General features: G+C 37.7%; 21 protein-coding genes. 3 read left to right on the forward strand and 18 right to left on the reverse strand.

Features of this window, described 5'->3' with window-relative positions; all coding sequences use genetic code 11:
* Positions 1–80 precede the first annotated feature (80 nt).
* From rseP to ACEN4I_RS00160, 3 genes are read right to left on the reverse strand one after another with little or no spacing between them, the layout of a single operon-like run.
* Positions 81–1352, reverse strand: a complete 1272-nt coding sequence (gene rseP, locus ACEN4I_RS00150; protein WP_407101889.1) for an RIP metalloprotease RseP — start codon at positions 1350–1352, stop codon at positions 81–83.
* Between the two features lie 47 nt (positions 1353–1399).
* The gene (locus ACEN4I_RS00155; RefSeq protein ID WP_407097580.1) at positions 1400–2185 is read right to left on the reverse strand and encodes a phosphatidate cytidylyltransferase; all 786 of its coding nucleotides are present in this window, start codon (positions 2183–2185) and stop codon (positions 1400–1402) included.
* Between the two features lie 32 nt (positions 2186–2217).
* Positions 2218–2979 carry an isoprenyl transferase gene (locus tag ACEN4I_RS00160; protein ID WP_407097588.1) on the reverse strand — a complete coding sequence of 254 codons (762 nt, stop codon included), beginning with the start codon at positions 2977–2979 and terminating at the stop codon, positions 2218–2220.
* 373 nt (positions 2980–3352) lie between these two features.
* Here ACEN4I_RS00160 and ACEN4I_RS00165 point away from each other — a divergent pair, with 373 nt between their 5' ends.
* Positions 3353–3484: a hypothetical protein gene (locus ACEN4I_RS00165; RefSeq protein ID WP_407097579.1), complete on the forward strand. Its 132-nt coding sequence runs from the start codon at positions 3353–3355 to the stop codon at positions 3482–3484.
* Between the two features lie 74 nt (positions 3485–3558).
* Here the strand turns inward: ACEN4I_RS00165 and frr are convergent, their stop codons facing one another.
* From frr to ACEN4I_RS00200, 7 genes are all read right to left on the reverse strand, one after another.
* Positions 3559–4116 carry a ribosome recycling factor gene (gene frr / locus ACEN4I_RS00170; RefSeq protein WP_407097578.1) on the reverse strand — a complete coding sequence of 186 codons (558 nt, stop codon included), beginning with the start codon at positions 4114–4116 and terminating at the stop codon, positions 3559–3561.
* Complete coding sequence (gene pyrH / locus ACEN4I_RS00175; protein ID WP_407097577.1) at positions 4113–4844, reverse strand: UMP kinase; 732 nt, start codon at positions 4842–4844, stop codon at positions 4113–4115. The genes frr and pyrH overlap by 4 nt, the downstream gene beginning before the upstream one ends.
* A 188-nt stretch (positions 4845–5032) precedes the next feature.
* A complete protein-coding gene (gene tsf / locus ACEN4I_RS00180) occupies positions 5033–5914 on the reverse strand; it encodes a translation elongation factor Ts (RefSeq protein WP_407101887.1) in 882 nt (293 codons plus the stop codon).
* Positions 5915–6070: 156 nt separating this feature from the next.
* Complete coding sequence (rpsB, locus tag ACEN4I_RS00185) at positions 6071–6859, reverse strand: 30S ribosomal protein S2 (RefSeq protein WP_407097575.1); 789 nt, start codon at positions 6857–6859, stop codon at positions 6071–6073.
* A gap of 213 nt (positions 6860–7072) precedes the next feature.
* Complete coding sequence (locus tag ACEN4I_RS00190) at positions 7073–10309, reverse strand: SNF2 helicase associated domain-containing protein (RefSeq protein WP_407101885.1); 3237 nt, start codon at positions 10307–10309, stop codon at positions 7073–7075.
* Between the two features lie 144 nt (positions 10310–10453).
* The gene (locus ACEN4I_RS00195; RefSeq protein ID WP_407101883.1) at positions 10454–13603 is read right to left on the reverse strand and encodes an AAA family ATPase; all 3150 of its coding nucleotides are present in this window, start codon (positions 13601–13603) and stop codon (positions 10454–10456) included.
* Entirely contained in the window at positions 13604–14746 is a 1143-nt protein-coding gene (locus ACEN4I_RS00200) for an exonuclease SbcCD subunit D (protein ID WP_407101881.1), read from the reverse strand.
* 208 nt (positions 14747–14954) lie between these two features.
* Here ACEN4I_RS00200 and ACEN4I_RS00205 point away from each other — a divergent pair, with 208 nt between their 5' ends.
* On the forward strand, positions 14955–15572 hold the full coding sequence (locus tag ACEN4I_RS00205) for a lysophospholipid acyltransferase family protein (RefSeq protein ID WP_407101879.1): 618 nt from the start codon (positions 14955–14957) through the stop codon (positions 15570–15572).
* Positions 15573–15799: 227 nt separating this feature from the next.
* Here the strand turns inward: ACEN4I_RS00205 and ACEN4I_RS00210 are convergent, their stop codons facing one another.
* From ACEN4I_RS00210 to ACEN4I_RS00220, 3 genes are all read right to left on the reverse strand, one after another.
* Positions 15800–16036: a YneF family protein gene (locus ACEN4I_RS00210; protein WP_407097225.1), complete on the reverse strand. Its 237-nt coding sequence runs from the start codon at positions 16034–16036 to the stop codon at positions 15800–15802.
* A gap of 180 nt (positions 16037–16216) precedes the next feature.
* Positions 16217–18211: a transketolase gene (gene tkt, locus ACEN4I_RS00215; protein WP_407097224.1), complete on the reverse strand. Its 1995-nt coding sequence runs from the start codon at positions 18209–18211 to the stop codon at positions 16217–16219.
* 102 nt (positions 18212–18313) lie between these two features.
* Entirely contained in the window at positions 18314–18556 is a 243-nt protein-coding gene (locus tag ACEN4I_RS00220) for a DUF896 family protein (RefSeq protein ID WP_407097228.1), read from the reverse strand.
* Between the two features lie 229 nt (positions 18557–18785).
* On the opposite strand from ACEN4I_RS00220, the gene lexA reads away from it, so the two are divergent.
* Positions 18786–19409: a transcriptional repressor LexA gene (gene lexA / locus ACEN4I_RS00225; protein WP_407097223.1), complete on the forward strand. Its 624-nt coding sequence runs from the start codon at positions 18786–18788 to the stop codon at positions 19407–19409.
* Positions 19410–19466: 57 nt separating this feature from the next.
* On the opposite strand, the gene ACEN4I_RS00230 is transcribed toward lexA, so the two are convergent.
* From ACEN4I_RS00230 to ACEN4I_RS00250, 5 genes are all read right to left on the reverse strand, one after another.
* A complete protein-coding gene (locus ACEN4I_RS00230) occupies positions 19467–20105 on the reverse strand; it encodes a DUF3885 domain-containing protein (protein WP_407097222.1) in 639 nt (212 codons plus the stop codon).
* A gap of 129 nt (positions 20106–20234) precedes the next feature.
* Complete coding sequence (locus tag ACEN4I_RS00235; protein WP_407097221.1) at positions 20235–20747, reverse strand: adenine phosphoribosyltransferase; 513 nt, start codon at positions 20745–20747, stop codon at positions 20235–20237.
* A gap of 35 nt (positions 20748–20782) precedes the next feature.
* On the reverse strand, positions 20783–23116 hold the full coding sequence (gene recJ / locus ACEN4I_RS00240) for a single-stranded-DNA-specific exonuclease RecJ (RefSeq protein ID WP_407127483.1): 2334 nt from the start codon (positions 23114–23116) through the stop codon (positions 20783–20785).
* Positions 23117–23251: 135 nt separating this feature from the next.
* On the reverse strand, positions 23252–24118 hold the full coding sequence (locus ACEN4I_RS00245; protein WP_407097219.1) for a DegV family protein: 867 nt from the start codon (positions 24116–24118) through the stop codon (positions 23252–23254).
* A gap of 22 nt (positions 24119–24140) precedes the next feature.
* Positions 24141–24701: a DUF1836 domain-containing protein gene (locus ACEN4I_RS00250; protein ID WP_407097218.1), complete on the reverse strand. Its 561-nt coding sequence runs from the start codon at positions 24699–24701 to the stop codon at positions 24141–24143.
* Positions 24702–24798 lie beyond the last annotated feature (97 nt).

Raw genomic sequence — 24798 nt, forward strand, 5'->3', positions numbered from 1 at the left:
TGATGTAATCTGTTTTCTATCATTTTTCATCTGATTTTTACCCTCTAAACGCTCAAACGTTGAAGAGCTCTCTGTTTAGTTTACAGGAAATACCGTTGGATGTCATTCCACGTTACAGCTAACATCAGCAGCAATAACAATCCAACACCAATTAATGTGATTATACCTTCTTTTTCTTCGCTTAACGGTTTCCCGCGAACACCTTCCACAATGTTCAATAGTAGTTTCCCGCCATCTAAAGCTGGGATAGGCATCAAGTTAATGATCCCTAAATTGACACTCAAAAAGGCCAACCAATTTAAAATACCTATAAACCCAGTTGAAACTACAGCTTCAGTCGTTGCATAAATCGCTACAGGCCCTCCAAACATATCTACTGAAAATCCAGAAGTAAACATGGAGCCAAATACTGCAAAGATTTGACTGGCTACTGACCAAGTTTGGGTAAATCCTGAACTGATTTTCCCTAAAACAGAAGTATCCTGGTACGGTTCCACACCGATCAATCCGATTGCAGTTCCATCTGCTGATTCACTAGCTTCCGGAACAATAGACAATTCTTCACTAGAACCATCTTCATGTTGAACTGTAACGACCAATTCTTCTTCTGGACTTTGTTGAATCACTTGTTGCATATTTACCCAAGAACCAATGGATTCGCCATTAATTTCTTGAATCAAATCTCCAGAAGCTAGACCAGATTCTTCTGCAACACTATCCGGTAAGACATTTCCAATTTGGCTTTCTGTAGTGTAAACTCCGCCTTGTATAAATGCTAACAGAATAAATGCCACAATGGCTAATATAATATTGTTCATCGGTCCTGCAAAATTTGTCATCATTCGTTGCGGTAAACTTGCAGACTGGAATTGAACATCCAGCGGAGCTATTTGAACTTCCGTCCCATCTTCCTCAATCATTAAAGCGTCTCTTTTGACCGAGTAGCGTACGGTCTCATCTGATTCACCATTCACATAACCTTCTACAAACAACTCTTTTTCTAAATCAATGCTGACAACTTCAATCGGAGTAGCATTGACCAACTGTTTCTTTTTAGACGTATTGATCGTAGTAACTTCGCCGTTTTCGTCTAATACCAAACCAACTGGCGTCCCAGGTTTGATTTCGACATCTTCTTCATAACCAGCCATTCGAACGTATCCGCCGACTGGTAATATCCGTACAGTATAAGTGGTTTCATTTTTACGGTAAGAAAAAATTTTCGGACCAAACCCAATGGCAAATTCTCTTACAAGAATACCTGACTTTTTAGCAAAATAATAATGGCCGTACTCGTGAAAAACAACTAATATACTGAATACAATGATAAATGTAATAATTGTCGTTACCATTCGTTCGCTCCTCTACTATACGTCTTCATATATTTCTAAAGTAGTGCTTAAATCAAACCGACTATGCTTAAGATAGGAAATACAAACAACATACTGTCAAAACGGTCCAATACACCACCATGTCCTGGGAAGATATTGCCAGAATCCTTGATACCGTAATACCGTTTAAAGGCTGATTCTACTAAATCTCCTAATTGGCCTGCCATAGACAACAACAGCATCAAAATCAGAGACCAAAAAAACGGCATGCTTAAAGGTACAAAATAAAGATAAACAGCTGCTACTAAAACAGCTGTTACTGTTCCGCCTACAGACCCTTCGATCGTTTTGTTGGGACTGATATTTGGAGCCAGTTTATTTTTGCCGATTTTCCGACCAATCAAATAAGCAAAAATATCGGTTGCCCAAATGGTCACCAACACTAAAATCAGTAACCCTAGTCCGCTATCCCGCGTTTCCAGTAAAGATCTAAAACCAATTCCGATATAAAGTATCCCTAAAATAGACACTGCCGCATCGTCAAAAGAAAAATCATTTTTTGAGAAAACAGTACAAACCAATAAGATCACAGTGGCTAGATGGATAAACGTTTCTGAACTAAATCCTTGTGGCAGTATCCCTACTAACTCTTGTGCAAAAATAAACCCCATTAAGGCAATTGTAGAAATCAATCCTTCTACAGAAAAAATAGAGTTGCCCTTCATTCTAAATAACTCAAATAATCCAATAATCGCTAAAAGTGCAATTGTAATTCCTAACAACCATCCACCGACATACACTACGGGTATAAAAATGGCCGCCATCACTAAAGCAGTGATAATTCTTTGTTTCACAATATTTCCTCCTAAACTTCACTAAGAGTTTCTTAAACTCCACCAAATCGACGTTGTCTTTTTTGGTATACGGCCAAAGCTTCATCAAAAGCTTTTTCATTAAAATCTGGCCAAGCAAGCGATGAAAAATAAAATTCGCTGTATGCATTTTGCCAGAGCATAAAATTACTGATTCTTTCTTCTCCGCTGGTGCGTATCATATAATCTACTTCTTGATATTCCCCCAGTACAGAACTCATTAAATACTGTTCGAAATCTTCTTCAGTTACTTTATGAAGGTTTTTCTTTCCTGCTGCAATATCTTTGGCTAACTCTTTTGAAGCAGCTAAAATTTCACTTCTGCCACCATAATTTACAGCAAAATTTAATATCATCCCAGTATTTCCTGCTGTTTCTTGTATAGCATTTTCCATTACTTTTTTCGTTTTTCGAGGCAACTTATCCGGGATACCGATCATAGTCACTTTAATATTCGCTTCCATGATTTCTGGCATAAAAGTATCAAAAAATTCAACCGGCAGCTGCATTAAATAATTCACTTCATCCAACGGCCGCTTCCAATTTTCAGTAGAAAACGCGTAAACCGTTAATGCTTTGACACCTCGTTTATTGGCATGCTTTGCGATTGTCTTCACTTGATCCATACCTGCTTTGTGTCCTAAAGAACGTTTTAACCCTCTACTTTTAGCCCAACGTCCATTTCCATCCATAATAACAGCAACATGGTTAGGTATGCTGCCTTCTTGTGAGAAGATTCCCTCTTCTGTATAACTTTCTTTTTCTTGATTACTCATTGCGATTTGACCGCCCTTCACTAACAAACTTTCCTCTTCCTATTGTAGCAAATCATTGTTTAAAATCCTATGAGTTTAAAGAAAAAATAACATTTTGCCAAAAGAAAGAAGGTGTATTTTGGCTATTTTGAACGTTTTTTCTAAAAAAAGAGTCGTAGCCTGTACACGCGTTATATAAGGCAGCTACCATGTCTATAGTCTAAACGTCTGGCCGCCTTATCTTCTGTTGTAAATGATTTACTTCATGCTCTTTCGTAGCCGCGTGAGCTAAACGCCTCACTTCAGGCTCTGAGTATATGTTTCGATTCTATTTTGTTCGAGTGTTATACTGTATGTAGCAATAAATAGTTTTAAAAACTAAGGGGGCTATTTTATGAAGAGAAAAATTGTGCAATTTATTGTAGGATTGATCCTTTCAGCCGTTGCAGCAAAAGTAACTTCATTGATTTTAGGCGATGACACTAAGAAAGAACCTAAAAAAGCAAGCTTTTTAGATTTTAACTAAACAAAAGCAGCATTTCTCTATACCGGTTTGGTGAAAGAGGCATGCTGCTTTTTGCATTGGTTTTAAAAGAAGAATTACCCTTCGATGAGTTCTTTTTCTTTTTCAGCTGCTATTTTATCTAACTCGATTACACTGTTGTCTGTTATCTTTTGAACTTCGCCTTCAAAATAGTGTTGATCATCAAGAGTGATGTCACCATTTTTTTCAGCTTTTTTCAAATCGTCCATAGCATCACGGCGGATGTTGCGTACAGAAATTTTAGCATTTTCAGCTTCTTTACCTACTTGTTTAGCTAATTCCTTACGACGTTCAGTAGTTAATTGAGGCACTACCAGACGAATCACGTTTCCATCGGTTGATGGGCTGATGCCGATATCGCTCTGCATGATGGCACGTTCAACATCTTTGATAGAAGACTTGTCAAACGGTGTAATCATTAAAACGCGAGGCTCTGGAACATTGATTTGAGCTAATTGGTTCAACGGTGTTGGTATGCCGTAGTATTCAACTTGAATACGGTCCAATAAACTTGGATTAGCGCGTCCAGCACGGATCGCACCCAATTCACGTTGCAACGATTGCTCAGTTTTCGTCATTCTTTCTCTTGTCTCTTTCAATAATTGTTCACTCATTGTACTTTCCCCCTAACAGTAGTTCCAATCACTTCTCCTAGAACTACTCGTTTAATATTTCCTGTTTCGTTCAAATTAAACACCACTAAAGGAATATCGTTATCCATACTTAGTGAGCTGGCTGTTGTATCCATAACTTGTAATCCTTTATTGATAATATCTAAGTGAGTCAACTCATCAAATTTAACGGCTTCTTTATCCAATTTTGGATCAGCTGAATACACACCATCAACATTATTTTTAGCCATCAAAATAACATCTGCTTCAATTTCCGCAGCACGTAATGCTGAAGTAGTATCCGTTGAAAAATATGGATTTCCTGTACCACCAGCGAAAATGACCACTCGGCCTTTTTCTAGATGACGCATGGCTTTTCTGCGGATATAAGGTTCCGCGATTTGACGCATTTCAATTGAAGTTTGAACTCTGGTTGGGACTCCTTCATTTTCCAAGCAATCTTGTAAAGCTAAAGCATTCATCACCGTTGCAAGCATACCCATATAGTCTGCTTGTGCGCGTTCCATGCCCATTTCTTCCCCGATTTTTCCACGCCAGATATTTCCGCCACCGACCACGATAGCAATTTCAATGCCTAAATCGTGAACTTCTTGGATTTCTTTACAAATTTCTTGGATAGTTGGCGGTTTTATTCCAAACCCAGAATCTCCAGCCAATGCTTCACCGCTCAGTTTAAGTACAATTCTCTTATACTTTGGTTCCTTCTTCACATTCATTACCTCCATTGGCTATTTACTCTCATATTTTAGCATACTCTATGCAAAACTTCATCCTGATTATACCACATACCGTATATGGTTCTCACTTTTAAGCAGCTTTTTTTTAGTTCTTGGCTATTGTACAGACAAAACCATACAAAAATAGAGAGGATAATAGTACTCCTCTCTATAAAAATGTTTTATTTTTTAACTTGACTCATTACTTCGTCTGCAAAGTTTTCTTGACGTTTTTCGATTCCTTCTCCAACTTCAAAGCGAGCAAATCCTTTTACAGAAGCGCCATTAGCTTTCAAGTAGTCCCCAACAGTTTGATCTGGGTCTTTAACGAATGGTTGGTCTACTAAACTGATTTCTGACAACCATTTGCTTAAACGGCCTTTGATCATTTTTTCAACAATGTTAGCTGGTTTGCCTTCATTTAAAGCTTGTTCAGTCAACACTTTTGTTTCATGATCGATTTTTTCAGCTGGTACTTCTTCACGAGTCGTGTATAGTGGGTTGATAGCTGCGATGTGCATAGCAATGTCACGCGCTACTTCTTCTTTATCCGTACCTTCTAATTGTACTAATACACCGATACGTCCGCCCATGTGCAAGTATGAACCGAATACTTCGTTGTCCGCTTTTTCAAATCGTACAAAACGACGCAAGCTGATTTTTTCACCGATAGTCGTTGTAGCAGAAATAATTTCTGATTCAATTGTACCTTCACCGGCAGTTAATTTGTTTGCATCTTCTAATGATGTTGGATTTCCGTTAGCGATGACTTCTGTAATATCACGTACTAAGTTTTGGAATTTTTCGTTTTTAGAAACAAAGTCAGTTTCTGAATTGATTTCTGTTAAGGCAGCAATATTGCCATCAGTGTAAACACCAGTTAACCCTTCAGCAGCAACACGGTCTGCTTTTTTAGCAGCTTTTGCCATACCGTTTTCTCTTAGGTGATCTACTGCAGCGTCCATGTCTCCATCAACGGCTACCAATGCTTTTTTAGCATCCATCATTCCAACACCCGTCATATCACGTAATTCTTTAACTAAAGCAGCTGTTACTTTTGCCATTTTATTCGTCCTCCTAAATGCTGTTTGTCTCTATTTTAATTTTTTTGAGGTGTATTGTAAAAAAAACTGTCTCAAAAAAAGGAAATGACGCCGCTTTGTAAAAAGTCGCTATTCACTTCTCACTTTTATCGAGACAGCTTTTATAAGGTTTATTGATTATTCAGCGTTGTCGCCTTCAACAACTTCTACGATTTCTTCGATAGAAGCAGTTTCAGTTGATTCTGGAGCTTCAGCTGTGAAAGTTTCTTCAACAACTTCGTCTTCGCCTTGGTTTCCTTCGATCATAGCGTCAGCCATTTTTGAAGTGATTAATTTAACTGCACGAATAGCATCATCGTTAGATGGAATGATTACATCGATTTCATCTGGATCACAGTTAGTATCAACCATAGCTACGATAGGAATGTTCAATTTGTGAGCTTCTTGAATTGCGATACGTTCTTTACGAGGGTCAACTACGAACATAACGTCTGGAATTCTAGGCATATCTTTGATTCCGCCTAAGAATTTTTCTAATCGGTCACGTTCTTTGATTAAGATACCCACTTCTTTTTTAGGAAGTAATTCAAAAGTTCCGTCTGCTTCCATTTTATCAATATCTTTCAAACGTTTGATACGTTTTTGGATAGTATCCCAGTTAGTTAAAGTTCCGCCTAACCAACGGTGGTTAACGAAAAATTGACCAGAACGTTGAGCTTCTTCTTTAATAGATTCTTGTGCTTGTTTTTTAGTTCCAACGAAAAGAGCGATCCCGCCATTTTCTGCTACATCTCTTACATATTTGTAAGCTGTATCTGCTAATTTAACTGTTTTTTGCAAGTCAATGATGTAGATACCGTTTCTTTCTGTAAAGATGTATTTTTTCATTTTTGGGTTCCAACGACGTGTTTGGTGTCCAAAATGAACTCCTGCTTCTAGCAATTGTTTCATAGAAATTACTGCCATGATTGTGTTCCTCCATTTGGTTTTTGTATTTATCCCTCCCTCAAAATCAACTGCAGGGAAACTTAAGTAAACTTAAGCACCTTCCGATACATCCTTTGAGGTGTGATATAGTTGATGCTTTTAGCACCGTCTTATATTATACGATCAATCTCTGTATAATGCAAGAAAAAATTCAACAACACATCGAATGTAATGTGTTGTTGAATTTTATGTTTACAGAGACTCCATTCCAACGCTGAGGATTTCTCGTATATCTTGTTCAGTCAATTGATTTGCTGAACGTCTGTCCCCGTGATCTTCTGTAATGACTTGATCAAACAAGGATTTCTTTTCTTGTTGCAAAGCATTGATCTTTTCTTCGATTGTTCCTTCCGCAATCAAGCGCCATACTTCTACGACGTTCTTTTGGCCAATCCGGTGAGCTCTGCCGGCAGCCTGTTCTTCTACAGCTGGGTTCCACCAGAGATCATATAAGATGACTGTGTCGGCGCCAGTTAAATTCAAACCGGTTCCTCCAGCTTTCAACGAAATCAAAAAGATCGATTTTTCACCGTCGTTGAACTGATTGACCATATTGATCCGTTCAACAGGTTTTGTTTTTCCGCTCAAATAGAAGCTGGAAATGTTTTCTTTAGCCAATTCAGCTTCAATGATATCCAACATCGAAGTAAATTGAGAGAAAATCAGAATACGTTTATTATTCTCCAACGCGTTTGAAACAATCTCTTTTAATTGCAGCAGTTTACCAGATTCCCCTTCATAATCATCTATGAATAATCGTGGATCACAGCAAATTTGGCGCAAGCGAGTGAGTGAAGCCAAAATAGCGATACGATTCTTTTTGAAATCATCTCCGCTCATCCCCTGCACCGTTTGTTGAATTTGTTGCAAGTACGCTAAGTAAACTGTTTTCTGCTCTTTAGTCAGCGTACTGAACATGTTGGTCTCGATTTTTTCCGGCAATTCTTTCAATACATCTTTTTTGACCCTTCTTAGTACAAAAGGCTGGATCATTTTAGCGATTTTTTCATTGGACATTCCCTTGAATTTTTTAATAGATGGGAAAAATCCTGGCATAATCAATTGAAAGATCGCCCATAATTCTTCGATCTTGTTCTCAATCGGCGTCCCGCTTAAGGCGAATTTTCTAGGTACCGAAAGACTTCTTAAAGCTTGAGAAGTCTTGGTATGGTAGTTTTTCACCATTTGAGATTCATCCATCACTAATGTACTAAAGGATTGTTTTTTGTACAGCTCAACATCTTGACGGAAACTTTGGTAAGAAGTAATGAGGACATCATTGTTTTCAACGTCTTGAATTTGATGTTCTCGTTCTTCAATGCTTCCTGTGACAACAGCCGCTCTAATACTTGGAGCAAATTTTTTCAATTCGTGGAACCAGTTGTACGTTAAAGATGCAGGAGCAATAATCAGAAACGGATTCTTTTCGCCCTGCTCAATTTCAGACTGGATGTAGGTAATGACTTGGAGCGTTTTCCCTAGCCCCATGTCATCTGCTAAAATCCCGCCGAAACCATATTTCGACAACATCTTGAGCCATTTAAATCCAGTTGTTTGGTATGATCTTAATTCTCCATTTAACTGTTCGGGGAGTTCGGCCTCAATAGACTGAGGCTGATTTAGATCTTGGACCATTTGCTGGAATTTTTTCGACAAGACGGGTTGAACATCGTCTTCTTTTTCTAGAAGATGAGATAGTTCCAATCCTCGGTAACTTGGGATAGTCACCCCTCCGTTTTGGAAATCTTTAGAACTCCGCAGTTCATTTAGAACCCGGCTGATATGTTGAAGTTCGTCTGATTCCAATGACAGCAATTTCCCATTTTCCAATTTATGGAAACTTTTTCTGTCCATTAAACTTTGCAATACTTGATTGACTTCATCTTTACTGATGCCTTTAATGTCAAATCGGATATCTAATAAACCGCCCTCTTGTTGGATGTCTACGTTTGTATCCGGATCTATTTGATCCAAGAAGATGCTGTCTAAACTATCGTTGATGTAAACTTCTGCTGATTCTTCCAGCAAAGGAATCTCCTTAGTAAAGAATTCATAGAATTTTTCATCTTGTACTAAGCGTTTAGTGTAGTCTTTTTCTTGACGTTTATAGCCTAATTCATTCAATAAATTTAAGGTTTGAATTTCTTTTTTACTGTCTCGAATGACTTGAACTTTTTCTTCAGGCAATTGGTTTTCGTTCGGATCAGTAGACAGCACCATATGGCGGTAGTTAAATTCTACTACTGCATGCAGTTCCTCATTTTCATAGGTGAAGTAAATACACGTCTTCAAAGGTTCATGAATAAAGGTGTTTTCCACTTCTTCAGACATGTGCACCGGTGCTAACTTAGAAAGCATTGGCAAAACATAAGCTGTAAAGTCCGGCATGTCTTCTTGCTGGATCTCAATACCGTCTCCTTCATGCCTTTGTAAGAAAGACTGCAAAGGTTGGATGGCTTTTACTTGTTCACGAGTCGGATCGTAAATCGTATCTTGAACAATGTACCAATGGTAATCTTTCAAGTAAACATCTGTATTGTCATCAATACTTAAAGAGATATTGCCTTCATGATCATTCAATTCAAATTGATAGGGAATCTGTCCTTCGACAAAAGTGATCCGAGAGTAATGTGCTCCCTTGATATCAAATTGCATATTAGTCGTTTCTTGGTATTGTTCTATAAATCTTCTTGTAAAAGAAGGTGTTAATACAAAATAACGCTTATTATTAAAAATTGATTTAGCCTCTGTATAATTTCCTCGAACAAAAAATTGAGACTCCATTTCTGCGTACAATTCATTCATTACTTTTTCATCAGCAGCTTCCAATTCAACCGTTTTGAAATCCACCCATTGATTAGCTTTATATTCAAATTTGTCTTTGTTCATAAAAGCTGTTAAAAAAGCTTGTGTATCTTTAATGACATATAATTTATCTGTACCAGCTCGCAAACTGACCACTAATACTTCTCCAGAATGGCGCACTAATGCCGTGCTTTCTGGTTTATGCTCTATTCTAAATTCCAGCTTAAAAGGTTGACTTTCTTTTTTCTCCGCAGCATACAAACTGGTTGTATCGTCTAAAAATTGTCTTGAAAATAATACTGTCAGCTCTTTTCCAGGGTTGAGAGAATTTTTCGCAACCTTTTCAGCATTTTCAAGTGTCATAATTCTGCTGATTTGACGATCTTTCAATTCTAATTCAACTGCAACCGTGTGTTTACAGTATCCATGATTTTTCCAATAATCGCATTCGCAAAAATCTTGTTCTCGCGTTGTTCCGTCTAATTCCACATGGTAACGATCATCGTCCAACACATCAGCTGTCCACATTTTTTCTTCGATTGAAGCATTTACAGAAAGAACTCGTTTTTCATCCACCAAATTTCTTCCTACTTCAATCAATCGTTCAGGTATACTCCACTTCACGAAACCAACCTACTTTCTAGCCGTTTTTCCAAAAAAATTGTTCTTCCAATAATTATCGAACAAAATTCTCCATCTATCTATTTTACGTTATCTTTTCAAAAAAAGAAACAGTAATGTATTTGATTTGTTGTTTAACTGGTTCAGTTAAGCATGTACTGCAGACAATTGACTTTTTCCGGTACCTAATGCATGAACCAGAATTTTATCCGGTATTCGGTCTTTTAATTCTTTGACATGACTGATGATTCCTACCAATTTCCCATCGCCATCAATTTGCATCAACGCTTCAATCGCTTGATCTAATGCATCTTCATCTAACGAACCAAAACCTTCATCAATAAAAATCGCTTCAATTTGTACTCCACCGGATTGACGCTGTACAACATCTGACAGAGATAAAGCCAATGAAAGTGCTGCAGTAAAGCTTTCCCCACCAGAAAGCGTCCCTACATTTCGAATCCCTCCAGCATGATCATCATAAATATTGATCTCTAGGCCTGTTCGGTTTTTATATGAACCATCTTCTCGATTCAGATCAAATAAGTAGCGATTGTTAGAAAGCTTTTGTAAGCGTTGGTTGGCCAGCATCAAGACTTCTTCTAAGAAGTAAGACAACACATAGCGTTCAAAACCTAGTTTACTATTTCCTGAATCACCGTTAGCCACATCAGATAGGGTTGCGATCTCTAGATAAAGATCCATATTTTTCTGATGTGCATCCAAAATAGACTGACTCGTTTTCAATACACTCTCATTTTGAGCGAAATGGTCTAACAGAACCGCTTTTTCTTCCGCTTTTTGCGTCTTTCTTTCACTTAACAAATCGTATTGTTCTTTTGCTTCTTTTAATTTTGGAAGAGGTTTGCCCTCTAACTTCTGTGTATTAAGTTCCAAGTTGTGTTGAACATTATAGTAAGTCTTTTCAAAATGATTGATCTCATTCCGCCAATCACTGATATAGGAACTATTCGCCAACTGCTTTTCTACTTCTTCCACGGCAGTAAAAGAACTTTCTTCTAGTGTCTGTGTTAATTGCTTCGTTAGTACTTGTTGTTTCTCTTGTTCCAAAGAGATTGTTTCGGAGATGGAACGCAATGTATAGCGCACCTGTTCTTGTATTTTTTCAGCTGTTGTATGGTTTTTTCCAGCTTCTTCATACCGCTTATCCCAATTGTTTATAGCCTTAGTTACAGCTTCTACTTCTGCGGCATAGCGTTCAGTATCCAAATATTCTTCAGGGATTTCTTGACTCAGTTGTTTCAACTTTCCTTTTAGTTCACTCCATCGATTCCATTCTAGTTGAAGGTTTGTTTCACCGAGTGTAAGTTTTTCTTGAATCTCAGCTATTTCATGCTCAAAGTGCATTTTCTTCTCTTCATGACTGGCTTGAGAAGCTAACTGAATGTCAATAGCTCCTATTTGCTCATTTAGATCGCGTATCAGTTCCATCAGTTCTGTCTTCTGCTCATGGAGCTCTTTTTGTTTTAACGATAAATGAGAGGCTTGTTCTTGCCAGTAAACAAGTTTTTGATCTAACGATTGCGTCAACTCTTTCTCAGATACTTCTAACTGGTCGATTTGCTGAGAGAGCACTTCAATTTCAGCTTGATGTGTAGTAACATGCTTCTCTTTTTCTTCTAAGCTCATCTCCAATTCAACAGCTGACTGGGTAGGATTTTCACTATTCACGCTGTGCAGAGGATGTTCCGTTGAACCACACACAGGACAGGGTTCTCCTTCAATCAGTTCTTCCGCTAATTTTTGGATCTGCACTTTAGCCCAATCACTTTTTACTGCTTTGTATTGTTTGACAGCTGCTTCCAACATTACAGCAACTTCGTTTTTACGAGCGGTTTTCTCGCCTAATTCGGTTCTAAGGTGATTCTTTTGGGTATCGAATTGAAGGACTTCTTGCAGCATACTTTGAGCCTTTCCAACTCTTTGAAGCTCGTCTTTCAACACATACAAGTGGCTTTTTTGTTCTTTTAATGCCTCTAATACCTGATTTAATTTATCTTTTTCATAGATCAGCTCTTCTTGATCTGAAGTCAGTTTTTTGAATTTAGCTTGAAGCTGTTGAACCACTATTTCTTGTTCTTTGTTTTGCTGCTCACTGGTTGTATAGGTTTCAATCGATTGTTTTAAGTGTGTCAATCTGATCAATTGTTCTTTACGCTGCTCTTGCTGTGCTTTTTCTTCTTCCAAATGTTCCTTTTGTTGAGCTGCTTTTTCTACATTTTCTTGAGCCGTTCGAAGCTCATCCAAAGCAGCAGTATGTTTTTGCTCAGCAACAGCAAGTGTTTGTCTGTTTTCCTTTAATTGAAACAGTAAGGGTTCAAAGGTTTTAGCTTCTTCAAACGATTTTATCGTGTGGTGAAGTTCAGTGATACGAAGTTGTTCTTTATTCAAGTCTGCTAAAGCAGCAGTCATGTCTGCTTTTTCGGTCAATAACTGTTGGATCGTTTGTTGTTCTATTAAAAAGTTGTTGGCTTCTGTAGTCTTTTTCATCAAATCAGCTATAGCACTGTCTAAGGCTGCTAAAATAGTGGTCCTATTTTGTTGGTCTTCTTTTAATTGTTCGATTTCTACTTTCATGCCTGCAAAGCCGGTCAAGTCAGAAACTGGTTTCTCATCAAGCCAATGCGCTCTGCTTAAAGCAGATTCCAATTCTTTCTCCTTTTCCAACAGCTTAACGTGCATCCCTTTTTTCTTCTCTTTTAATTTTTCGCTAAATTGCCGGTAGATTCCAGTTCCAAAAAGTTTTCTTAAAATGTTTTCTTTATCTCCGCTGTCTGCATTCAAAAAACGTCGGAATTCACCTTGAGGGATCATCACGATTTGGCGAAATTGATCACAAGTCAATTGCACCACTTCTTCGATCAAAGCATCTACTTCACTGATTTTGCTGACTTGTTGAAGTTCAGTTCCATCTTCACTAAAAACTCGAATCGATGCTTTTGCCGGCACATCACGAGTCCCCTCGCCCTTTAACTTTAGAAGAGTTTGAGCAGGACTGCGAACGATCTCATACAATTTGTTTTGTGCATGAAAGGTAAACGACACACTGGTTATTTCTTTAGCATTGGCAAATGTCGAGCGCATTTCTTTCGGCTCACGATTTGATCCATTCGTTTTTCCAAACAGCGCAAAACAGATCCCGTCAAATAAAGTTGTTTTCCCAGAACCGGTTTTTCCTGCAATCAAAAAGATATTGTTTCCATAAAAGTTGGAAAAATCGATCGTTTCATCCATATAAGGACCAAAAGCTTTGAGTGTCAATGATTGTGGGCGCATTTAATCCTCCTCCTTTTGAAATTCTTCAAATAATGATTCAACTAGTTTCACTTGTTTAGGCGTTAACGGTTCCTGCATGATCTCTTCAAAATATTGTCCAAACAATACATTCGGAGCTGAGGCAGTGGGCAGTTCTTTTTTAGCTTGTTTCATCCCAGAAAGCAAACCTTTCTGATTGACTCTTTCCATCCCAATAACATTAGGATACACTTCTCTCAAACGATTCATTGCATTGGGCAGCATGACGGTGTCTTTTAATTTAATATAAATAAATTGGTCTCGTTTCACCTTTTGATAGTAGGATTCATCCATTAACGTCGCAAAAGCCTCTTCCAATACGAGAATGTCACGCGTTGGCTGAACGGTATGGAAGCTTTGCTCGTTGATTCCTTCGTCGTCTAGTTCTATGATGCGAAAACCTTTTTGTTGATCGGCTTCTGAAACCGAGTATTTTAATAAACTGCCAGAATACCGCACTGATTCATGACTCAGCGCATTGGGGAGGTGCAAATGTCCTAAGGCGACATAGGTAAAGTCTTTAAACACACCTGCAGACACATTATCTAGACCACCGACTGTTGATTCTGTTTCAGAATCAGTTCTTAAACTGCCTGTCACAAAAAAATGTGAGATCAATACTTGATTTTTTGCAGAATCAAATTGCTCAATCATTTTATTTACTATCTTTTGAACCGCTCGTTCAGGGGTGTCCAGTGTTTCGTCTTCAAAATACAACCGTGCATCAATCGGATCAAAATAAGGCAGCAAAAAAAATTGCGTATTGCCTAATGTAACTGGATTGAATACAGCATCATTGATTTTAGTCTGTACATGTAAGTTAGCTTGTTTAAACCATTGACTTCCCGATTCTAAACGAGTAGCGGAATCATGATTTCCAGAAATGGCCAAAACAGGAATCTGTTCTGTCAAATTCATATCGATCAACATTTGATTCAATACACTCACTGCCTCAGCAGGTGGTACAGCGCGGTCAAACAAATCTCCTGCGATTACAATAGCATCTACTTTTTCACTTTTAGCAGTTTCCAATAATTGCTCAAACACTTCACGTTGTTCCGCCAGCAATTGCAATCCATGAAGCTTTTTCCCAATGTGCCAATCTCCTGTATGTATGAACTTCATTTTCAGTCCTCCTATTTGTGTTTTTATCTTATCTAGTATACCAAAATAATCGCTGTCTCTCGAACAGCTTTTTGATATAAATGAGTCTTTTCTGTTTTTTACTAAAATAAAATTAGTCCAACCATAAAAGTTGTTGCGAAATTTATCGTTTTCAATCATACTAATAAAGAAGTGTCAGAGAAGTTATTTATGAAAGGATTGAACAAACGTGTTTTTTAAAATATTACGAGCTGTTGTCCGTGTGTTAGTCTTTATACTGAACGGGAATGCTCATTACCAACAAAGAGACAAATTACCTCAAAATGAATCGTATATTTTAATCGCTCCGCATCGTACTTGGATCGACCCGGTTTACTTAGCCTTAGGAGCGAATAAAACGGAATTTGCTTTCATGGCTAAAAAAGAACTCTTTAAAAACCCCGTACTAGGATGGATTATTCGTAATGCGAATGCTTTTCCTGTAGATAGACAAAATCCTGGCCCTAGTGCTATTAAAAAGCCGGTCAAAATACTGAAAGAAGGAAAACTCAGTTTGGCTATGTTTCCAACGGGGACTAGACACTCTGCTGAACTAAAAGGTGGAGCTCCTACAATTGCAAAATTAAGTGGCGTCCCAATGGTCCCAGCAGTGTATCAAGGACCATTAACCTTAACTGACTTGATCAAACGAAAAAAAGTTATTGTTCGCTTTGGAGATCCTATTTATGTGGACCGTAAAACAAAATTAAACAAAGAAAACTTGTCTTTGATCGAGACTCAGATCCAAAGTGCATTTGATCAATTAGACAAAGAAATTGATCCGACTTATCGTTACGAATACAAATAATGAACTAAAGAAAAGAGATGTGCCGTTTTATACCGGCGCATCTCTTTTTGTATACAATTCATTTTAAAAAAGTTCTTTCTCTTCTAATGTTGGCAGAGAAATGTATTTTTAAAAGGTTTAGCATTAAAAAGAACGGTATTTTCTACTTACCAATGTCAAATACTGTAGAACCAAAAAAACGAACAGAATGTTCTTCTGTCCGCTTCGTTTATTAAGTAAAAAAATGTTTATTTTTTCTTGTTTTGTTTCTCAGATTGTACTTTCATAGATGCCATCATTTGTTTGATTTTCTTTTCAGATGGTTTTTGTCCCATTTGCATCATCATCATGCGTAACATGTCTTCATTGACTGGCGGATTTTTTTGGAAATAATCCATCATGTATTTTCTAGATATAAAGAATCCTCCAACTAAACCAGCAAGTAAAGCAATTATAATTAAAACGATTGCTAACATTACGTTCATTGTACCTTTCACTCCTTTCAATACCTCTCAGTTGTTAATTGTACTAAAAAAAATGAAAAAAATAAATAGCAATCATTTCTTTTACGTATTCGCACTCTTCTTTTAACAGCTCTTAAAAAGGCTGAAGCTGTACAAAATGATTCGTTTTGTACAGCTTCCGCCTCAAAAAATTATTCATTTTTAAAGAGTATTAAATACCTCTACAATATTTTCTGTGGTAAAACCGTAATTTTTAATGACCGTTTCGCCAGGAGCACTTGCACCGTATTTGTCGATTCCAACAGTCGCTCCATCTAGGCCAACATAACGTTCCCAACCAAAAGTAGCTCCCATTTCAATCGAAACGCGTTTGCGTACTTCTTTCGGCAAGACACTTTCTTTATAAGCCGCATCTTGTTTTTCAAATAAATCAAAGCTTGGCATAGAAACGACTGATACGTCTTTTCCTTGAGCTTTCAATTCTTTTTGAGCTTCTAATGCTAATGCCACTTCAGAACCTGTAGCCATTAGGATACCTTCAGGTTGTTCTCCCTCTTGTGGTGAAAGAACATAAGCACCCTTTTGAACATTTTCGCGTGCCATTTCTTTGGTTTTTGGTAAAACCGGCAAGTTTTGACGACTCAACACCAACATTGTTGGGTGATCAGTTGATTTCAGTGCAATCTCCCAAGCAGCTGTGACTTCATTTCCATCAGCCGGACGAAGAACAGTCAAGTTTGGCATACTGCGTAAGCTTGAAAGGTGCTCTACTGGTTCATGAGTAGGACCATCTTCACCAACTGCTACTGAATCATGTGTAAACACATACGTTACAGGCAACTTAGAAATAGCCGCCAAACGAACTGCAGCTCTTAAATAATCTGTAAAGACAAAGAATGTTCCTACATAAGTTTTTGTACCACCGTGCAGCATAATTCCGTTAGCAGCAGCCGTCATGGCGAATTCACGAACACCATACCAAATGTTGCGTCCTTCGTATTGACCAGCTTGAAAATCAGTGACATTATCAATCATCGTGTTGTTCGATGAAGACAAGTCAGCTGAACCGCCCCAGAAATTCGGAACATTTTTAGCAATAGCATTCAAAGTATCGCTACCTGATTTACGAGAAGCTACAGCCGCATCGCCTTCTTCGTATACAGGCAAATCTTTGTCCCACCCTTCAGGTAAATCGCCGTTAAATCCTGCCTCAAATTGTTGAGCTAATTCAGGGAATTCTTGACGGTAAGCTTCAAAAGCTTTTTCCCATTCTGTTTCAGCTTCTTCGCCTGGTGTAACCATTGTTTCTTCAAAACGAGCTTGAGCTTCAACCGGCACGTAGAAGTCTTCCCCTTCCCAACCGTAAGCTTTTTTAGTCGCTTCTACTCCTTCGATACCTAATGGAGCACCATGAACTTTGTGTGATCCTGCGTTAGGAGCACCAAATCCGATAACGGTCTTCACTTCGATCAATGTAGGTTGATCTGAATTAGCTTTTGCTTTTTCAATCGCTGCATTGATTTCTTCTAAATCATTTCCATCTTTTACTAAAATGTGTTCCCAACCATAAGCTTCGAAACGTTGACCAACGTTTTCTGTAAAGGCTTTTGATGTAGGCCCATCTAAAGAAATGTCATTTGAATCGTATAAAACGACCAATTTGCCTAATTTCAAGTGTCCAGCTAAACTCGCTGCTTCTGCTGATATACCTTCCATTAAATCTCCATCACCACATAAAGCATAAGTATAGTGATCCACAATGCTGTGACCTTCTTTATTGTAAGTAGCTGCTAAGTGAGCTTCAGCCATGGCCATACCGACACTATTGGCAATTCCTTGTCCAAGAGGACCGGTTGTTGCTTCTACACCATCTGTATAGTGTACTTCTGGATGTCCTGGAGTTTTACTTTCCCATTGACGGAAACTCTTTAAATCACCAATTGAAACTTTGTATCCTGCCAAATGCAGCATGCTGTACAACATCATGGATCCATGACCTGCAGAAAGTACAAAGCGGTCGCGGTCGACCCAGTGGGAATTTTTTGGATTGGCTTTTAAGTGCTTTGTCCATAACACATATGCCATTGGTGCAGCACCCATAGGTAATCCAGGGTGACCGGAGTTGGCTTTTTGAACTCCGTCAATGCTTAACGTACGAATGGTATCTACAGCTAATTGATCTACTTTATCGAACAAAAAATATCATTCCTTTCAAATTTCAAGCTTATTAAACTGCTTACATTGCTTCTATATCATACCATTTTTTTGTAAACAAATGGGAACTATTTCGAATTTTTTTTATCTGCCATGCAGACCTTTATCTTTTTGAATTTTCTTGACTTTATCAGGCGTTACATCGTTTCCTTCTTCGTCAACCACTTTCATGCCTTCAATATGGTTTCTCATTCCACCTCTGAAAGCTGTTAGATAATCTTCACGCAATTTTTTTTGTTCTACTTGTTCCGAAAGAGTTAGACCTTCTTCTGTTTTTGATTTTTTAGCTAACTCATTGATCCGGTTTATTTCTTCTTTTGATAACATTATCTTCATCCTTTCTACTTCCTTAACCAATATACCAAAAATGACTAAAAAATACAGCTGGATTGTCTGTTGAATTCGATCTTCTATATGTTATACCGACGATAAAATGACATTATAACTCAACAACTGGTCATTATCTTCAAAAAAGGCGAACGTTTGTTTGAAAAAAGGATTCGTTTATGCTATTCTAACAGTAAGAGTAAATAAGAATTGAGGTGTTTATAAAATTATGAAAAAATCACCAGCGTCTAGACAAATTGAAGTTTTACAATACATTTATGAACAAGTAAAAGAGAAAGGTTTCCCGCCGACTGTTAGAGAGATTGGTCAAGCAGTATCGTTGTCCTCTACATCAACTGTTCATGGACATTTATCTCGTTTGGAAAAAAACGGCTTTATTCATCGCGATCCGAGTAAACCTAGAACTATTGAATTGACAACTGCCGGTTTATCTCAATTAGGAGTTGGTTTAAATAAAATTCCTTTATTGGGTACCGTTACAGCTGGAGAGCCGATATTAGCTGTAGAAGAAGCGACAGATTTTTTTCCTATCCCACCCAGTTTAGAGTATGAAAATGGTTCATTGTTTATGTTGACCATTCGAGGAGAAAGTATGATCAACGCTGGGATTCTTGATGGAGACGAAGTTATCGTCCGTAAACAATCCAGTGCGGATAACGGCGACATTGTCATTGCAATGACAACTGAAGATGAAGCTACATGCAAACGATTCTTTATCGAACAAGATCATTACAGACTACAACCAGAAAACGATACTATGAGCCCGATCATCTTACAAGAAGTATCTATTTTAGGAAAAGTTGTCGGTCTTTATCGAAGCCATGTTTTATAAACAAAAAAGAGATTGTTTCAAAAATCGAGTGGGACTCGCTTTTTGGACAATCTCTTTTTATTCGAATAGTTTATCTATTTCAACTCTGTCATAATCTAAAATCCAGTCACTATATTTTGTATAGATCTCTTTTATTGCTGCAGGCGAAGTTGCCAATACATCACAACCTCTATCATCATAAGTATGGAAAATCGTTTTTTTCTGGATATTTATCACGTAAACATTATGAGAAATACTCGGATTAAAGCCTAAATCTTGGTTGCAAACAGCTTTCAGCAAGGCAACATGGTTTAAATCCATTGTTTTGCATGTTAAAGTAAATCTGTTGGTTTTACGTGTGCCATCCTCATCGTCTTCTGGAAAAATAAAAGGCAATTCTTGATGTTTTAAGCTGTAGAACAATGATTTTTTTATGTACGGAGAAAAATTCTGTAGCTGACGTTTCAGTTTTTTTCTTACGTCAAAGTTGTTCATATCCATCACAACAAAAATATCATCTGTTGGTGAATGCAACGATTCAAATAAAGTAATTGCTCTATTATAACATCCTAATACATACAAGTTGTTTGAAGAATCAAAGAACCATTCCTTTTCTAGGCCAAGTTCAAAACGAATCCCAATACCCCAATTATAAAACAAAGGTGGTCTCAGCTGAAGATTGGGGTAATTTTCGTGCATAAAATCATTCAAGTTCATCTAATCACCTCATATGCACTAGTTATACAGTACTTTTTTTCTTCCGTCCGCTTTCAACAAATTCTTTCCATATTCCTTAAACAACACATAAAGAACTATCTCAACAGGAGATAGTTCTTTATGTGTTGATCAATATTCTGCTAAAGCAAGGATATCATAGCCTTTGATTTTTTCGCGGCCTTTTAGATCTTTTAACTCTACAATAAAAGCTGTTCCCACAACTACTCCACCTAAAGATTCAATCAATTCGATGGTTGCAGCAATCGTTCCGCCAGTAGCTAATAAATCATCACACACCAATACTTTTTGCCCTGGTTTGATGCTGTCTTTATGCAATTGCAGCGTATCTTTCCCGTATTCCAAACCATAAGTAACCTCTACGGTTTCACGAGGCAATTTGCCTTTTTTACGAGCTGGAGCAAAGCCGATTCCCATTTGATAGGCAACTGGACATCCGACAATAAATCCGCGAGCTTCAGGACCTACGATCATTTCTACACCTTTATCTTTAGCATATGCTACGATTTCATTTGTTGCAAAACGGTATGCCTCTCCATCTGCCATTAATGGTGAAATATCTCTAAAAATAATCCCTTCTTCAGGAAAATTTTCTACATCAGAAATATATTTTTTTAAATCCATTCTTTTTGTCCTCCGTTCACCAGTCAAATTCTTCTTTATTCGCTGATGGTTATTTGATTCATTAGCCATTGCTCAACTTCCCAAGCATGACTATAGACTAATCTTTCTTCCGCCTCGATACGTTGTACTTTTTTCTGGTACGTAATAGATTGTGTTAAATCTTTTTTCTCATTTGTTTCCACTCGATTAAGAAGTCCGGATTCTATTTTAACAAATCCAACCTCAAAAAACACCTGCAGAATGAATATTACTCGATTTTCTTTCATATTCAGTGTTTTTGCTAAAATACCCAGCTGATTTTTCACATCAATATTCTGATGAGACAAAATGAACTTGTATGCATTCGCAAAATGTTGCCGATTTGGCATACCTTCTAAATAATCATTCGTTGTACTGTGAAAAGAATACAAAACATTTTCCGGTTTATTGTGTTCTATCAATAAAGAAAGAATGGTCAATGAAGGTGGACAATCCACCAATACCAATAATGAATGCTGCATCAAAAATTGCTTAGCATCTTTTCGTGTCTGGATCAAGTAAGCTTTGCTTGAAGCGGGCATCTTTTCTTGGTACTGTTCATAGTTCGCAGAATCAAAGAATACGAAATCAGCGTTTTGCTTATTCCATAATGATTCTGGAATTTGTGTGCTTCGATAATCAAAGCATTGGATACCTTTAACAGCTATATCTTCAATCCGCAACTGTAATTTTCTAGAACCATTCCACTCATTGATTTCCAATTTGCCGACTGTTGACAGACGAGTGTTTCCTGATATTCGATCTGCCACTTCTCCAAAATCAAAACCAATAGTGTCAAGACTCGTTTGATCAAGCTGAACAGACATTTTCAAGTGTGTTCCGTCCGCCCCTATTTTACGGACCGTTTGCACGAGCACATTATCCAATTGAAAGGTCGGTTTAGGATTATCTGTACCGAAAGGAGCTAATTTTTTCAGCTCTTCAACCGTTTCGAGCGTTAAGTCTTCTTCGGTTACTACTTTGTCGATATGGATTTCTTCTCCCATTTGACCTGACAGTTGTTGTACAGCAGCATAGTCATTTAATTTGGAACGAATCTGTTCAATATTTTCACTTGGCACCGTTAATCCGGCTGCCATATGGTGTCCCCCAAAAGCTACTGTTAAAGGGCGGATTTTACCCAAAGCTTCATACAAGTGAAATGCTTGAACACTTCTGCCTGATCCCTTTGCCGTTCCGTTTTCACGGTCAATGTTCAGGATGATCGCTGGTTTGCCTGTCTTTCCAACTATTTTACTGGCAACGATCCCAAGGACTCCTTCATGCCAGCCTTCTTTAGCTAACACATAAACATCTGGTGAAGTATCTGTTTGTTCAAGCATATCGAATGCTTCGTCGGTTATTTTTTTTACGTACTGTTGTCTTTCTTCGTTCTTCCCTTGGATAATCTGCGCAATAGATTGTGCTTCATTTTCATCAAATGTAGTTAACAAACGTACTGCAGGCGAAGCGTCTCCTAGTCTGCCTGGAGCATTCAATCTCGGCCCAATAATAAAACCGACTGATTCCTCATCTATTTCGTTTTTTTTAACGCCGGCTACTTCATATAAGGCTACTAACCCTAACCGTTGCGTTTGCTTCAATAATGCTATTCCTTGAGTCACCAAAACCCGATTTTCATCTCTCAATGAGACTAAATCGGCAATCGTCCCCAAAGCTACTAAATCCAGCAATTCAACGGGCATTTCCCCAAGCAGAGCAGTAGCAACTTTAAAAGCCACCCCTACACCTGCTAAATCTCCAAAAGGGTACTGTCCAGCTGGATGACGTGGGTGTACAATTGCATAAGCATCCGGCAGTTCTTCAGGAAGCTCATGATGATCGGTTACGACTACATCAACACCTAATTCCTTAGCTCGTTTAATCGCCTCATGCCCAGACACCCCGTTATCGCAAGTAACGATCAACTGGCACCCTTCATTGATCAATTTTTCAAAAGCTTTACTGTTAGGTCCATATCCGTCTATAAAACGATTGGGGATATAAAAATCTACATTGGCGCCAATCATTTCCAGTGTTTCAAGCAACACCGATGTACTAGTCACTCCATCCGCATCATAGTCCCCGTAAATGATAATTTTATCGCCAGTTTCTACCGCTGCCATGATTCTTTCTGTAGCACGTTCCATATCATGCATCAAAAAAGGGTCGTAAATCCGCTTTTCACTTGGATGAAGAAAAGATTGGATCTTTTCTTTTGTATCTAATCCCCTGTGTAAACACAAAGAAATAAATAACGGTGAGTAAGAAAGTTCTCTGGATAATTCTTGGATCAATTGATGATTTTCAGTTTTTTCTGCTTGTTTCCATTTCATACGAGCATTAATCACAGTCTTCACTCCCAACCTAACTAGTATATCAAATAAGCCGTATAAATGGTAGATAATGGACAGCAAAACATCCTCTCTAAAAACAAAAAACTTCAACAATAAGAGAGAAACTCTTGCTGTTGAAGTGCAACTTTTTTATTTTTCCAATCGGCTGACAGCGATCCCGATCAAACCAGGTCCAGTATGTACCCCTAAGGCTGGGCTGAGCGAATCAAAATAATTTGTACGGATATTCGGTAAAGCATTTTTCAATTTTCCAGCAATCGTGTCCGCCAATTCTTTAGTTTCTCTACCTGCATAACATACTGCCACATCGTACTTAACCGCTTGCTGTGCAAATTCAATCGTAGTATCGATCAGTTTTTGGATTCCTTTTTTACTTCCGCGAGCTTTAGCAACGGTGTAATAAATTCCATCCTCATTACATGAAATAACCGGCTTCAAGTTTAACAAGTTTCCGACAAGTGAGGAAACAAGTCCAATTCTGCCGCCTTTTTGAAGATATTCTAAAGTGTCCACATAGAAATGTACTTTAATATCTTCTATTCCATTTTGAAGTTTTTGTTTAATGATTTCCCATTCGAGACCAGCTTCTACATACGATAACGCTCGCTCTGCATGTAGCCCGCTGCCGATTCCAATATTCTTGGTATCCAACACAAAAACGTCTAAGCCTTCTATTTCTTCTGCCATTAAACGCACCATATTATTGGTACCGCTCAAGCCGCTTGAAATGGTGATGGCAATAACTTTAGTGTAGCCTTCTGCTTTGATTTCCATCATCATTTTTTTGATAGCTTCTCCGTCAGGCAAAGAGGTTTTAGGAACTTCTTCTTTCAAACGGTCATAGATTTCTTCTGCTTGAATGTCTACTTTATCGGTGTATTCCCCATCTTTGTAAATGATTTTCAAAGGAATCACTTTCATATTGCCCTTTTCTAAAATGTCCTGTGGAACATCTGATCCTGAATCAACTAGAAAAGCAATCTTTTCTTTATTCATTTTCTAATCGTCCTCCATTTAATTAATTACTTTTAGTTTCTTGATTTTCTGTCACTATAAGCGAAGCCACTAATTTTTCAGTCGCTATTTTAGTCGCTACTGCTAATGTAGCATTACGAACTAAAATATTTTCTTCTGTACAATCCTCTTTCATTAAAGGAACGTTACTGGTATTTCCGATTCTTGAAGCAACTGCCTTCAATGCATATTCTTGTTCAGAACAAAATAAATTATAAGCCTCTCTTATACCGTTTACTGAAGCTTGGTAGACGATCCCGTCTCTGACTTCTGGAATCGTAATCACTTGCTTAAGAATAGAGATAGCAATTAAATAGGCCAAGTGTTTCTTAGTGTACCTTTTTTTGACCGGTTTTGGAATAAGTTTCAATTTCACATAATTATTTACCATAGAGGAAGTAATGATTTTTTTATCATGGGTCGGATTGAAAATAACTAAATAATTTTCAATCAATGTAATGACTTGATCCATATATAAGTCGATATCTGGTAAATCATCCCATCTTGGCAAATGGTACTCTTCAACATCCACTTTCCATTTCAATAACTCTTCATTATACGTCATGTTTTCATATCCTTTTTAAAAGATAATTTATTTTAACACACACAAAGCTACTAGACAACATAGTTACAAGAACTAGATGAAAACGGTATAAAAAACT

It is taken from the genome of Desemzia sp. FAM 23990, from assembly GCF_045528485.1.
Lineage (GTDB): Bacteria > Bacillota > Bacilli > Lactobacillales > Carnobacteriaceae > Desemzia.